This window comes from Bradyrhizobium sp. MI1.7, assembly GCF_055811795.1.
In genome coordinates this window covers 29064-42773 of the sequence record NZ_JBVVPO010000037.1, presented here as the reverse complement: position 1 = coordinate 42773, position 13710 = coordinate 29064, and the positions used below count along the sequence as shown (strand labels likewise).

The window sequence follows — 13710 nt, the reverse complement described above, 5'->3', positions numbered from 1 at the left end:
CACTTCGGGGAAGGCGGCCGCATTCTGGGATGCGCGTCGAAGAAGAGTTTTGAGCCGCCGGGTTCGGTCCAACCACAGGTCGGCGTTCGTAAACAAATTCAGCGGGTGCGATCGAGAGCCGGATGTTGGCCTCGATCGCGCGTCAACATAGAATATCTCGGCCGGTGAATGTGACGGCCGCCTCCGCCAAATATCAACCCGCGATCATCAGGCGCATCCGCGTCGGCCTTAGGCCGGCTGCGCGCAATCGTTTATCCCAGTTGTCTTTTCATACCCTCAGTCTCCTCTTGTGACAGCTGGCCGAAAGCTCGTCCGATATACCGGGAATCGCGCCGACGAGGGGCAATCCATGATGAGCTCAGTCTTGCGAACTTGGGATCGCTTGGACGGAGTCATCGAGACGACGCAGATGATCCCGCCGGCGTCCGGCCATCCGGCTCTCGCCGCTCTCCTCGCCGAAGCAAAGATCAAAATCATTGCATTCCGTGCAGACCGGCGCGGTACACATCACCAGGCCGTCATCTTCGCATAGCATGCGATAGAAGAAGCGCTTCCAGCGCATGTTCTTGGTGTTGCGAGCCGCTAGCGGCGCGAAATGGCGCGTCAGGAGGCGGGACAATTCGTCCCGCTTCCGCAGACCGAGATCTTCCCACAAGTGATTAGGCTCCATGGCGCGCCGCGCGATCATCGTCGCCAACCAGCCGCCGACCTCGCCATGGGTGGAACGTTGCGCAAGCAGGAGGTCGCGCACCATAATCGTCTCGTCAGGAGACGGTAACGCGGACTGTTCGCGCCAGGTACAGCTCCTGATCGGCGTGGATGGGAAGTATTGCACCAAGAGCACATTGAGCTCCTGGTTGGTCAAGCCAGCCCGTTCGGGAAGTTGGCCGACATCCATAGCGGATGTGGCAAGAATGCAAGCGAGCACATGGCGATCGAAATCGTCATTGTCGCTGATGTCGACATCTGCTGGATGGCGCCCGGTCAGAAGGCCGTAGAGCTCACTCGCATCGCGCTGCTCGGCGACGTGAGCCGCCGATACAGGAGGTGACATCGTATCGGCCAATTTTCTTTGTGTACCAATCATGAAGGTCCCCCAGCTTCTGAGTGGATGATGTCGGCCTTCCCCGGTCGAGAAGGCCGACAACATGAACTATGCCGAAACAGCGGCAAGCTCGGCGGCGGTCTTGCCGACCAGGCTCTCGTCGACAGGCTTGATGATGCCGTGCTCCATGAGCATATCCTCGAGCTCGTCCATGCTGATTGGCGTCGGGATAGCGCCTTGTCCAGCATTATTGTGGATCTTGGTCGCGAGATTGCGATAGTGATCCGCCTGCTTGGACTCTGGCGCGTATTCCAGCACAGTCATGCGGCGCAGCTCCGCGTGCTGCACGACATTGTCGCGCGGCACGAAGTAGATCAGCCGGCTGCCGAGCTTCTTGGCAAGAGCATCCGCAAGCTCCAGCTCCTTGTCGGTCTGCCGCTCGTTGCAGATCAGGCCGCCGAGGCGCACGCCGCCGGAATTCGCATACTTCAGAATACCCTTGGAGATGTTGTTAGCGGCATACATCGCCATCATCTCGCCGGACATCACGATGTAGATTTCCTGTGCCTTATTCTCGCGGATAGGCATCGCGAAGCCGCCGCAGACGACGTCGCCGAGCACGTCGTAAGAGACGTAGTCGATGTCCTCATAGGCGCCATTCTCCTCGAGAAAGTTGATCGAAGTAATCACGCCTCTTCCGGCACAACCGACCCCCGGCTCCGGACCGCCGGACTCGACGCATCGAATGTCCTTGTAGCCGAGCTTGATGACGTCCTCGATTTCGAGGTCCTCGACACTGCCGGCATTCGCCGCGAGGCTCAGAATGGTGTCCTGCGCTTTGGCGTGCAGGATGAGGCGAGTCGAATCCGCTTTGGGATCACAGCCGACGATCAGAATCCTTTGGCCCAGCTCTGCAAGGGCCGCCAGCGTATTTTGCGACGTTGTCGATTTACCGATGCCACCCTTGCCATAAAACGCGATTTGTCTCAGCGAAGACATGTTGCTCTCCATCAACCGATTGCCAATTTTTTCGCGCCGAATGCGCGAGGCTGTTTCTCTCTCAGAAACGTGGGCACACGGGTTTCGGGAAGGAGGCCATCGCTCGCCATCGGCGTCGGCGTGCCCTCAGCCCTCACTCGTTGTTGCTGCATCCATTTAGCAACTGGCGTGCCATTTCGTTCGCACGCGCATTAAGCGTCTGAGCATGCTGGACTAATAGCGCGGCGTCCAAGACCGGATGCGGTGGCGGACCCGACAGCGGCAAGGGCTTTGACAGAAACCGGACAAAGCCCCGGCGCGTGGATTCCACTACGAGCGCCGGGCGAAAGAGCGCGGAACGGGGAATGCCGGGCCTTAAGCCCGAGACGATTGAGGAGACCACACAGTGCAGATCGGGTTCGAGGACACCGCCATCATCAAAGGCGAATGTTTCACGACCGGCATGTCGGGTACTTGCCGTTGGATCGGGGTGGCATATCGCTTGCTTTGCTGGTCGCGAAACGCTGTTTCCGCGTGACGCGATATTGAGAGGACAATATGCCTGGAATTGGAAGTAAGTTGCCGCCGTTCGACATCACAGGCGTAAAGCCCGGCTTTCACCAGCAAGAGGAGAACGGGCAGAGCGCCTTCGAGACCCTGACTGAGAGGAGTTTCCCCGGCAAATGGAAAGTCATCTTCTTTTACCCGAAGGATTTCACATTCGTCTGCCCAACCGAAATCGCTGAGTTTGCCCGCCTGTCCAAGGATTTCGCCGATCGCGATGCAGTCGTGCTTGGTGGCTCGACCGATAACGAGTTCTGCAAGCTCGCCTGGCGGCGTGAGCACAAGGACCTGCACCGTCTATCGATCTGGCAGTTTGCCGACACCAAGGGCGCACTGGTCGATGGCCTTGGAGTGCGCTCGCGTGACGGCATCGCGCATCGCTACACCTTCATCGTCGATCCTGAGAACACGATCCAGCATGTCTATGCGACAAGCCTCAATGTCGGCCGGAGCCCAAAGGACACGCTACGCGTTCTGGATGCGATACAGACTGATGAGCTCTGCCCTTGCAACCGCGAGATCGGCGGCGACACGCTTAAAATTGCCTAAGGCAACATGTCGATCGTGCAGTTGAAGGAGCAGCTCCTGCATTCGAAGGACGCCAGACTCAGTACAGTCTAACGTGGAGGCTAGAGCATTTCCGACCTGGCGGAATCGGAAGGGATTGAACGAAGCCGCTGCCGCGGCGTAAGGGCCAAGGTGGCGTAGTTCGCCTCCTGGCTGAGAGGATGTGGGTGTTGGAGCCCACCCCCTCAGACAGGAGTATCGAGATGGCGGATTTGAGCCCTCTTCGCCGCCGCATGATCGAAGACATGACCGTCCGCAATCTGTCGCCGGCGACGCAGCGATCCTACATCAGCGCGGTTTCGAAGTTCAGCCGCTATTTTGGCCGATCACCTGATCGGTTAGAGCTGGAAGACGTCCGCGCCTTCCAGGTGCATCTGGTCTCGACCGGCATATCATGGCCGGCGCTGAACCAGATTGTCTGTGCGCTACGGTTTTTCTACGGCGTCACGCTCGGCGAGGCGCTCATCCCAGAGCGCATTCCCTATGCGCGAGAACCGCGCAAGCTGCCGGTCGTGCTCAGCGCCGACGAAGTGGTTCAGTTTCTTGAAGCGGTATCGAGCCTGAAGAGCCGCGCCGCGCTCACCACCGCCTATGCGGCCGGGCTCAGGGCCTCGGAGGTTGCGGGACTGCGGATCGAAGACATCGACAGCGCCCGCGGCGTCATCCAGGTGCGCCACGGCAAGGGCGCGAAGGATCGCAACGTGATGCTGTCGCCCCAGCTGCTGGGCATCCTGCGCACCTACTGGCGGCTCGCCCGGCCGCGGCTTTATCTGTTTCCTGGCCGTGACGAAGATCATCCGATCGATCAGACCGTGTTGCATGCCGCCTGCCGGTCGGCGGTGAAGGCTGCAGGCCTGACCAAGCGCGTCACGCTCCACACGCTGCGCCACAGCTTCGCGACACATCTTCTCGAGAACGGAACCGATATCCGGATCATTCAGGTCTTGCTCGGACACAATAATTTGTCGTCGACGGCGCGCTACACGCAGGTCGCCACCGATACGATCCGAGCGACCCAGAGCCCGCTCGATCGCCTGTCGCTGGAGGTGACGCCACCTGGATGATCCGCGGCGGGAAGCGGGTCATGACCCGCTCCGACAGCCGCTCCAACAGGCCCGCCATCGAGATTGCCGATATTCTGCGCCGGCATGGCGACGCCTATCGCCGTGTACATGCCGGTCATCTCGGTCGGGCCGAGCGGCGCGTGATGAGCGCGATCGTGGCGTGCCGGACCGAGGCGCTCGGTGGCCACGTGGAGGCTTGCGACGACTGCGGCACGACACGCGTTGCCTATAATTCCTGCCGCAACCGGCACTGTCCGAAGTGTCAGGGGAGAGCCCGAGCCGCGTGGCTCGCCGCGCGTCAAGCCGACCTGCTTCCGGTTCCCTATTTCCACGTCGTCTTTACACTTCCCGCACCGATCGCCGCGATCGCTTTCCAGAAAGGCCGTCGTCTATGCCATCCTGTTCAAGGCTGCCGCCGAGGCGATGACGACGCTCACCGCCAATCCACGCCGGCTCGGCGGTGCGATCGGCGGCGTCGCCGTCCTCCACACCTGGGGACAGGCGCTGATGCATCATCCCCACGTCCACTGCGTCGTTCCGAGTGGTGGCTCTCGCCCGATGGCGCGCGCTGGATCGCTTGCCGACCGAACTTCTTCCTGGCCGTCAAACCGTTGTCCAGACTATTTCGCACACTTTTTCTCAAACGTCTGTCGGCAGCCTTCAACTCCGGTGCCTTGCGTTTCTTCGGCGATCTCGGAGCTCTGGCCGAGCCGGCTGCCTTCGCGGCCCACCTCGACGTCATGCGACGCATCAACTGGGTTGTTTACGCCAAGCGGCCCTTCGGCGGGCCCGCACAGGTGCTGGCCTATCTCGGCCGCTACACCCATCGCGTCGCCATCGCCAACGGCCGGCTCGTAGCCCTCGACGAGGATCACGTCGCCTTTACCTGGAAGGACTACCGCCAGAACGGCGCGACAAAAATCATGAGGCTCAAGCCCGACGAGTTCATCCGCCGCTTCCTTTCTTCACACGCTGCCCGACGGCTTCCATCGCATCCGCCACTTCGGCTTCATGGCCAACGGCCATCGCGCTGCCAAACTCGCCCTCTGCCGCAAACTTCTCGATGATGAGCGGACAGCGCCAAACAATGCCGAGCCGTCGCCCTTGGATTCGGCCCTCCATACCCGGGCCGAGGTTCCTGCCTGTCCCGATTGTGGGGGCGTCATGCGCATCGTCGAGCGCTTTCGACACAGCTGCAGCCGCTCCAGCCCTCGAACCCCACCGTTCCGATGCGACACGTCGTGAGCCAGTTCGTGCCCTGCACGACGATCATCATTCCCAGCGTCTCGATCACCGCCGACGCGGTCGAAGCCGTGCGGCCACACCGCGCGACGACAACCATTCAATGCAGCGGACCATCGATCGCGACCGCCTGCAAAACGCTCCCGGTCTCAAATTGCCGCCGATGCGCAGCCAGCACGTCTCCGCTTCAGATGCACAGTCTGCCGATAGCTAGTTGCGATCTCGAACAATCCCCATAGCCTCACCACCGTGCTCACCCTCCCGCGCCTTCGTTCAATCCGGCTTCAATGAGGTCGCGTGATAAGCGCTTGCCGCGCCCTCGCGTGAGCGCGACCTCACAGAACCCTCCAGATTCCCTTGCGAGGCAAATCGTGATTCACCCTGAGGGCTGGTGATGGAGGCCAGCCCCCCATGGCTAAACCACTCTCGCCGGACCTTCGCCTTCGCATTATTCGGGCTGTGGAGGATGAAGGCATGAGCTGTCGGGGCGCCGCCAGCCGGTTCGGCGTGGCGCCATCGACAGCGATGGAGCTGGTCAGCGAGTCGCGAAGCACCGGCGCCTGTGAGGCGGGAGCGCAGGGCGGAGACCGGCGTTTAGCTCGGATCGAGGGGCATGCTGCGGAGATCCTCTCCCTGGTCAGAGCTACGCCTGACATGACGCTGGCCGAGATCGCTGACCATCTCTTCAAAGTCCAAGGCGAGCGTTCGTGCCGAGCGTGGTCTGACGATTCTTCGATCGCCACAACATCACATTCAAAAAACATCGCACGCCAGCGAGCAGGATCGACCGGACGTGGCCGCTGAGCGCGCGGCGTGGAGGGATCTCAGCCTGAGATCGGCATCCATCGGTTGGTGTTCATCGACGAGACGGGAGCCTCGACCAAGATGGCGCGGCGCTATGGCTGCGAATTGAGTCCGGCCGACAAATAATGCCGCTATATCGCCGATGTGTTGCTGCATTGTGAGGCATGGCAAGCGGCGCCTTCGCCACGGCCGTTCCTGGATCCAGGGCACACACCGCCTCTAGCTCGACATGAGTCTAGATCTCGTCATAAAAATTGCCGGCTGGAGCTGCTCTGCGAAACTTGGTTGTGCCTGGACATTGCGGTTCTCCACGACGGGCACCGCGGGCCTCTCTCGCGGCTAGAATCCCGTCACGGCAATCCAGGCCGCCACTCTAGCTCTCTGGAGATCTCCTCGTCTCAGCCATCTCGGTGCGTCTCGACCGTGAATGCGATCCAGAGTCCCATCCTCCTCAAAGCCCAGGTCGTGGAAAATCGGTGTGGCCTCCGTCAATGTCCGGCGAGTGGGTTACGCGAGAAGGGGACGAAGCTCATGTTGCTGACATCGAAATCGTGCGCAAGTATCGCGGCGTTCTGACTCTACATGCGAATTTGCGATCCGATCGAAATGCGTAGCATGGCACGCGCCGGTCACGCGCGGGCGTTGTCTAATTGCCGGCGCAGGGTCAATTTTTTGTGGCTCTCAGCCCCCGAGACCATAGACCTCGGCAGCATGGACGGGCGGCCTCAGTTAGTTTGCTGTAAGCGTGGACCGTGAAATCCTCTTCCAGCAGTTGGCGGTACCCCACCGCAAGTCTCCGAGGGCGCCGCGCGCATTGCCAAAAAGGAATTGCCTTCAACCCGGATCAAGTCCGTGGGGCAAGGTCCGGATGCATCAGCCCCTCGATCCTTGTCCGCTTTCTGACAGCGGTGCACAAAGCTGCGAGATTCAAAACACCCTGCGCCGTCTGCGCATCGCGAACTGTTTCAAAGCACAATCAGGCGCTTAATGCGCGCGAGGAGCGCTGGCACGGCCGTTGCTCTATCTCGCCGTAGGGCAATAGGCGCCAATTTGAGCTGAACATCAACGGCACGACAGGATCTTGGATTACGGAGAGAAAGCGCTGATGCCGAGTTAAAGAACAGACCAAGGCCAAAGAGGTTCGCGGCACTTCGATCCACAGCGGTTTTGGAAGCATATCACAGGACGCGATAGTTGCGGCTAGAGGGGCCAGGTATCACAATGATGACCAGTGCGGTTGACGTATGCGTTGTCGGGAGTGGTGCCAGTGGCTCGATAGTCGCCCACGAGATCGCTCGAAACGGATTCCGGGTGCTCGTCCTCGAGGAAGGCCGGACGCTTCCCCCCGGCGCTTCACTGGCGACTGTCCAAAGTGGTTTCGATGACGCCTTGGTGCCCTCCCCTGCCGGGACGTTGACGCCGTTCGGGCGCCCCTGGACCGTGTCGGCACTCGGCGGTGGAATGACGCTGTACGCCGGGATCGCCTTCCGTTATCGGACCGTCGATTTTGACGCGCGAGCGCATGTGGCCGCGGACGCGCTCGACCCAGTCTGGCCGATCGACTACGCCGAACTACGCCCCTATTACGAGGAGCTCGAACGGCGGACGGGGGTGGCCCGGCTCCCTGGCGCGGACCCGCTCGAGCCACCCAGCGATCCCGCCGTGCTGCCGCCGCACGAGTACAGCCCACAGGGCCTGTTGATCGCCAAGGCGGGCGGACGCCTAGGCCGGCTGCCGTTCCCCACCCCGCTGGCTATCAACTCGTTGCCCTATGGCGGCCGCCCGGCGTGTCACTGCTGCGGCCCCTGCAACGAACACCTGTGTCCGACCGGTGCGAGGGCCGACGCGCGGTCCCCGTTCACTGACGTACCCCTGCCGCCCGGCGCACTGACAGTTGCCCTGGGCAGCAAGGCCGTGCGTATCGATCTGGGCAACGTGAGCCGCGCGGACTCGGTGGAATGGCTGGACACCGTCACCAGTCAACGCGCTCGGGTTCGCGCCCGCTGCGTGGTGCTCACCGGCAACGCGGTGCAGTCTGCCGCCTTGCTGCTACGGTCGGCGCAGTCCATGGCGCCCAACGGCATCGGCAATGCCACTGGCATGGTCGGCAGCGGCATCTCGTTCAAAATCAGTGGCTACGTGTCCGGCAACACCACGCTGGACCGGCTGCCCGCGCGATCGCCGGGCGGCCCGTTCTCCACGGTCGCAATGTCGGATCACTACCTCGACGACGAGGCGCCCTCCGGGCTGGGCGGAATGATCTACGAAGCCAGTCCTGCCGAACAGGCGGTTTGTGACGGCAATATAGCGCTACGGCTTCATTTCCTGGCGGCCGATCAGCCCATGCGCAAAAACACGGTGCGACTGGCCAACAGTCGAGATCGGCTAGGTCTGCAGAAAATCATTCTTGAGTACTGGACTCATCCGCTGGACAAACGCCGATTAGGCTATTTGTCCCGACGCGCGTCGGAATTGCTGGCCGAAGCCGGCGTGAAAAAAGTCGATTACCAGGATTCCAACTATCAGTTCGGTAGCAGGCATCTGCATGGCGGCTGCCGAGCAGGGGTCGATCCAACAGAGTCTGTAGTCGACCGCTGGGGTCGGGTGCACGACATCGACAATCTCTATGTCGCGGACGGCGGGTTCTTTCCGTATTCCGGAGGCGTCAACCCGACCTTCACTATTCAGGCGAACGCGCTGCGCATCGCTCGAAGAATAGCCACGCAGCTCGCCTGACCGACGCATGTGCGAAGAATCAACCGGAGACCGTTCATGTCCATGAACACGCCCAGTGCCACCGTCGCCGCGACCGACGCGCAAAACACCGCGCTCCGCCGCGCGCTGCGGATCACCGCGTCGGAGAAATGGGATCTTAACCGGCGTTTTCCAGTGGTGATGAGCCGCGCGTCCGGCGCGCATGTCTGGGATGTTAATGGAAAACAATACGTCGATTTCACCTCATGTAGCGGGGCCGCACCGTTGGGAGCCGGATACGAACCTGTGCTCGCGCACGTCACCACGGAAATGCGCCGCACCGGCGGCATCCTACCCGGGCCGTTGTCCGTGCACCGGGTCGAGGTGGCCGAACGGCTCGCGGAAATCTTCCCGGTCGCGCAACGCTCGGTGTTCTTCCGCACAGGCTCGTGCGCCACCACCGCCGCAGTCCGCCTCGCCCGCGCGCACACTGGCGTCAACCTGGTGCTTACTAGCGGATATCACGGCTGGCACGACTGGCACTTACAGGACCGGCCAGCGATGGGGCTGCCCGGGCGGGACCCGGACACCGTGGAGTTCCGCTACGATCTGGACCTGCTTGAGAAGTTGGCCAACGTCCAGCGCGTCGCCGCAGTGATCATCACCCCCGAGGTCAACTTCTTCCCTGCCGAATACCACCGGCGATTGCAGACGCTGGTGCACCAGCACGGTGCCCTGTTGATCCTGGACGAGGTTATGACCGGCTTTCGCTACGCCCTCGGCGGATACCACACCGCAGTCGGCCTCACGCCCGACCTGATCACACTGAGCAAAGGACTGGCGAACGGCATGGCGCTGTCTGCGGTGGCCGGTCGGGCGGACGTGATCAACGCCACCGAAAAGACCTACCTGGGCAACACCTATCAGCGCGAGGTTACCCCGTTCGCGGCCGCGCTGAGCACCTTAGACGCGCTGCGCGACGGGACCGCACTGGCGCGGATGCGTCAGGTTGGCGAGCAACTCATTAGGGGGCTCAACGAGGTCTTCGTTGGCCAGCAGGTCGAGGCGTGGGCGTTCGCCTGGCCTACCATGTTCGACGTCATGTTTGCCGACGCCGAACTCGGCCACGCGTTTTTCCAGGAGATGTGGTCGCGGGGCTTCCTCATGCAGTACGGCGGCCGGTTCATGCCATCCGCGGCACTGTCCGACGCTGACGTACGGGGCGCGATCGAAGCCGCCGGACACGCTTTGCCGGCGGCACTGGCGCGAGTGGATCGCATCGGCGGCGACCCGGATCCGATGGCCGCTGCCGTGCGGTTCGCCGGTGATCACTTCGTGGCTACCCCGGATTCTGTCCGGCGCTGGTTCACTGCGCCCAGCCACCCATGAGCAGCAGCTGTCAAACAGGGGGCACCGCTATGCCGGAGGCCGACCCATTTCCCACTTCGCCGGTTCTGCTCGGCGGCGACAACAGGTCCGGCACGACCTTGCTGAGCGTGGTGCTGGACTCGCATCCCGATCTGGTGATCGGGCCGGAGATCGACTTCCTGGAGCCGCCGAATCTCGGTCCGCACATCCTGCGCGCGATCGACCTGCTGGACGCCCGCGACCCGAAGGTCACCGGCACTACAAAAAGCGCGATCGATCCATTCTGGTACGACGGCGTGCACTTCGCGGTGCAGTGCCGACGCTTTGGCCTGGACTTCGACGACGTGCGCGAACTGGTCACCAAGGTAATGGTCGAGGTGGCCAATGACATTGTATCGTTCGCCGACCGGTGCCGGCTGATCAACGAGATCGGTGAGTTCCGCAGGGCTCACACCGGAGCCCTGCGGTTGGGACTAAAACTACAGCGCAAGATCGCTCAGATCGATTCTTACGCCCGGCTGTGGCCGAGGGCGCATTTCGTGCACATCGTGCGCGACGGTCGGGACCTGGCCGCCTCGCACCTGAAAACCGTGCCAGATTGGGGTTACCGGACCGCCGCCGAAGCCGCGCGGGCTGGCTTGAAGTGGTTTCCCGGCCGCATCGGGTCGCGCCGCCGGACCGCTACCTCGAGCTGCGCTACGAGGATCTGGTAAGTCGTCCTCGACCCACCCTGACCCAAATCCTGGAGCACCTCGGCTTGCCTTGGGACGAGGCGGTGCTGCGGCACGCCGAGTATCAGCACGCGCTCTTCGACCATCCGTACGGCCACCCGGCGGCGGAATCCGCTGGCAGACCGCTGCACTCGGGCCGGCTCGGTCGCTACGCCGAGGATCTGACGCGCGCTCAGATCGCGGAGTTCGAGCGGATTGCCGGCAGTGAACTGGCCCGGCTAGGCTATCTATCGGCCCCGACCTTGAGCGTCGAAGCGTGAGGCGCGCCCACTGTTCCGCCGCCCTGCTCCGACTGCCGCGCGGCTACCTGGCGCTGCTCGTTGGCCAAACCGTGTCGTTGCTGGGCTCCCAGGTGACCATGCTGGCGCTGCCGCTTACCGCGATCACTCTGCTGGGCGCGGGACCCGTGCAGACCGGGCTGCTGCTGGCTTGCGGTCGGGCGCCGTACCTGTTGGCGGGCCCGTTCGCCGGCGTCATCGTGGACCGCCTCCCGCATCGGTGGATTCTGTTGATCGCCAACTTCGTGATGGCGGCAACGCTGGCCACGATTCCGGTGCTGGCCGGCCTCGAACATCTCGGAATGGTCCAGCTGTGTACGGCGACGGCGCTGGTCGGGGTGGCGGCGGTAAACGCCGAGGTGGCCTATCTGGCGTGCGTACCCACGGTGGTGGACCGGACTCAGCTGGTCCAGGCGCAGAGTTTGTTGGAGCTCAGCCAGGCGAGCGCGTTGGCAGCGGGTCCGTTCCTGGCCGGCTGGCTGGTGAGCACGTTCTCCGCGCCGACCGCGATCCTGGCCGACTCGGCCTCGTTCCTGATCGCTGCCGCGTTGTTGTCGCTCGTGCCGATGCGCGCGGCCGCGCGCTCAGCGGTCGGGTCGACCCAGCTACTCGGCCAAATGGCCGAAGGGCTGACCACCGTGTTCAGCACCCCGATTCTGCGGGCAGTCACGTTGGCCACTGGCACCTTCATCTTTTGGTACAACGCATATTCGGCGGTCTTCCTTCTGCACCTGACGAAAGATCTGGGTTTGGAGGGCGGGACTGTCGGCATGGTGCTCGGCATCGGTGCACTCGGTGGCGTCGTCGGCGCGGTTACCGCACCGTGGGCGGGACGCGCGATCGGCCTCGGGCCGGTGCTGATGGTTGCGCTGGCGCTCAGCGCTGGAGGCATGAGCTTGGCGGCGCTTCTCACCCGGCCATTGTGGGCCGCGTTGGTGTGCGTGGCACTGTCTCAATTCCTGCTATCGGTTGGCCAAGGGATTTACAACGTGCAGCAGGTCCCCATTCGATATGCGCTGGCCCCGCACCGGATGCAGGGCCGGGTGAACGCGAGTATCCGGAGCGTGGTGTGGGGGCTGGCGCCGCTGGGCGCGCTGGTCGGCGGCGCGGCGGCTGCCGCATCGGGCCTGCGTGCCACGTTGCTGGCCAGCAGCGTGCTGGGCGCGGCGTCGGTGCTGTGGATCTGGCGGTCGCCGCTGCGCCACACGCACAGTTTGCGTCTTTGACTAGCGGACAGGACCGCTTATGGAGATCAAATCACTGGACGCGCTTGGCCACCCGGGCCATCGCCGCACCACCACGCGCGGCGGCCGCAGCACCGTGGCCGCCGCCATCGCTCCCTTCCGGCGAGAGCGAGCGAAGCGCCGCTCGCCATCGCCGTGCCGGCGACGGCGAGGCTAGTTCCGACAGCAGCGCCCGCGCCAAGCTGCGGCGCGCCGGAGAACAGACCGGTGGCGATGCCGGGCGCCGGGGCCGAGCATGGCGAGTGCGGCGAGCACGACAGAAAGCGCTTGCTCGATCATCGGCTGGCCGCCGCCATAGGTGGTGGTGAACTGCGAGAACAGTCCGGTGCCGATGCCGACGATGACAGCGAGCACCATCACCTTCACGCCGGAGGCGACGACATTGCTCAGCACCTTCTCGGCGAGGAAGGCAGTCTTGTTGAAGAGGGCGAAGGGAATGAGGATGAAGCCGGCGAGCGTTGTCAGCTTGAACTCGATCAGCGTGACGAACAGCTGCACCGCCAGAATGAAGAAGGCGATCAGGACCAGGAGCCAGGACACCATCAGCACGGCAACCTGGACGAAGTTCGCAAAGAAGCTGGCGAAGCCAATCATCTGGCTTGCGGCGTCCAGCAGTAGGTGCGCCGCGTCGAGACCGGCCTGCGCGAGCCGGCCGGCCCGCAGGAAATCGGCTGTCGAGATTGAGGAGCCGCCGGCCTTCAGGCCAAGGCCGGCGAAGCTATTGAAGATGACGCCCGAGAGAGTGTTGAAGTTGGTGAAGGCGAAGAATCCGATGTAGAGCGTCTTCTTCACCAGCCGCTGGAGGATGCCTTCGTCAGCGCCCTACGCCCAGAACAGGCCGGCCAAGGTGATGTCGATGACGATCAGCGTCGAGGCGAGAGACGTGACCTCGCCTTTGATCAGGCCGAAGCCTGATTCGTATAGGTGGTGAAGGTGTTGAGGAAGGTGTCGATGACGCCGACGTTGTTCATCGTTATCTCCTTCCACAGCGTTCGTCGTCGACGGTGTGGCCGGGGCCGGCCGGTTTGGGGCCGGCCCCCCCCCCCCGCCCCCCGAAACCCCCCGGGGGGGCGCCCCCCCCCCCCGCGCCCCCGCGCGCCCGCGGTAGGGGGGGGGTGAGGATATTTAAAA

9 protein-coding genes and 3 pseudogenes are annotated in these 13710 nt (G+C 63.1%); 9 read left to right on the top strand and 3 right to left on the bottom strand.

Annotation, left to right across the window (positions count from 1 at the left end; translation table 11 throughout):
- Window positions 1–358: 358 nt before the first annotated feature.
- On the bottom strand, window positions 359–1087 hold the full coding sequence (locus tag AC0L3X_RS28505; protein WP_439033970.1) for a nitrogen fixation protein NifQ: 729 nt from the start codon (window positions 1085–1087) through the stop codon (window positions 359–361).
- Between the two features lie 66 nt (window positions 1088–1153).
- Entirely contained in the window at window positions 1154–2044 is an 891-nt protein-coding gene (gene nifH / locus AC0L3X_RS28500; protein WP_026233535.1) for a nitrogenase iron protein, read from the bottom strand.
- Window positions 2045–2581: 537 nt separating this feature from the next.
- Between nifH and AC0L3X_RS28495 the strand changes: the two genes are divergently transcribed.
- The 9 genes and pseudogenes from AC0L3X_RS28495 (at window position 2582) to AC0L3X_RS28455 (ending at window position 12561) form a co-directional block, all read left to right on the top strand.
- Window positions 2582–3136: a peroxiredoxin gene (locus AC0L3X_RS28495; protein ID WP_439033969.1), complete on the top strand. Its 555-nt coding sequence runs from the start codon at window positions 2582–2584 to the stop codon at window positions 3134–3136.
- Window positions 3137–3357: 221 nt separating this feature from the next.
- On the top strand, window positions 3358–4218 hold the full coding sequence (locus AC0L3X_RS28490; protein ID WP_029085027.1) for a tyrosine-type recombinase/integrase: 861 nt from the start codon (window positions 3358–3360) through the stop codon (window positions 4216–4218).
- Between the two features lie 20 nt (window positions 4219–4238).
- Window positions 4239–5463: pseudogene (locus tag AC0L3X_RS28485) on the top strand (IS91 family transposase).
- 2022 nt (window positions 5464–7485) lie between these two features.
- Window positions 7486–7674: pseudogene (locus tag AC0L3X_RS28480) on the top strand (FAD-dependent oxidoreductase); the annotation flags it as partial.
- Between the two features lie 51 nt (window positions 7675–7725).
- Window positions 7726–9000, top strand: a complete 1275-nt coding sequence (locus AC0L3X_RS28475) for a GMC oxidoreductase (protein WP_439035703.1) — start codon at window positions 7726–7728, stop codon at window positions 8998–9000.
- Window positions 9001–9036: 36 nt separating this feature from the next.
- A complete protein-coding gene (locus AC0L3X_RS28470) occupies window positions 9037–10347 on the top strand; it encodes an aminotransferase class III-fold pyridoxal phosphate-dependent enzyme (RefSeq protein ID WP_439033968.1) in 1311 nt (436 codons plus the stop codon).
- A gap of 29 nt (window positions 10348–10376) precedes the next feature.
- A complete protein-coding gene (locus AC0L3X_RS28465) occupies window positions 10377–11039 on the top strand; it encodes a sulfotransferase (RefSeq protein ID WP_439033967.1) in 663 nt (220 codons plus the stop codon).
- Entirely contained in the window at window positions 10970–11317 is a 348-nt protein-coding gene (locus tag AC0L3X_RS28460) for a sulfotransferase (RefSeq protein WP_439033966.1), read from the top strand. The genes AC0L3X_RS28465 and AC0L3X_RS28460 overlap by 70 nt, the downstream gene beginning before the upstream one ends.
- Complete coding sequence (locus tag AC0L3X_RS28455; RefSeq protein ID WP_439033965.1) at window positions 11314–12561, top strand: MFS transporter; 1248 nt, start codon at window positions 11314–11316, stop codon at window positions 12559–12561. The genes AC0L3X_RS28460 and AC0L3X_RS28455 overlap by 4 nt, the downstream gene beginning before the upstream one ends.
- 55 nt (window positions 12562–12616) lie before the next feature.
- On the opposite strand, the pseudogene trbL reads toward AC0L3X_RS28455, so the two are convergent.
- A pseudogene (gene trbL / locus AC0L3X_RS28450) lies at window positions 12617–13550 on the bottom strand (P-type conjugative transfer protein TrbL); the annotation flags it as partial.
- Window positions 13551–13710 lie beyond the last annotated feature (160 nt).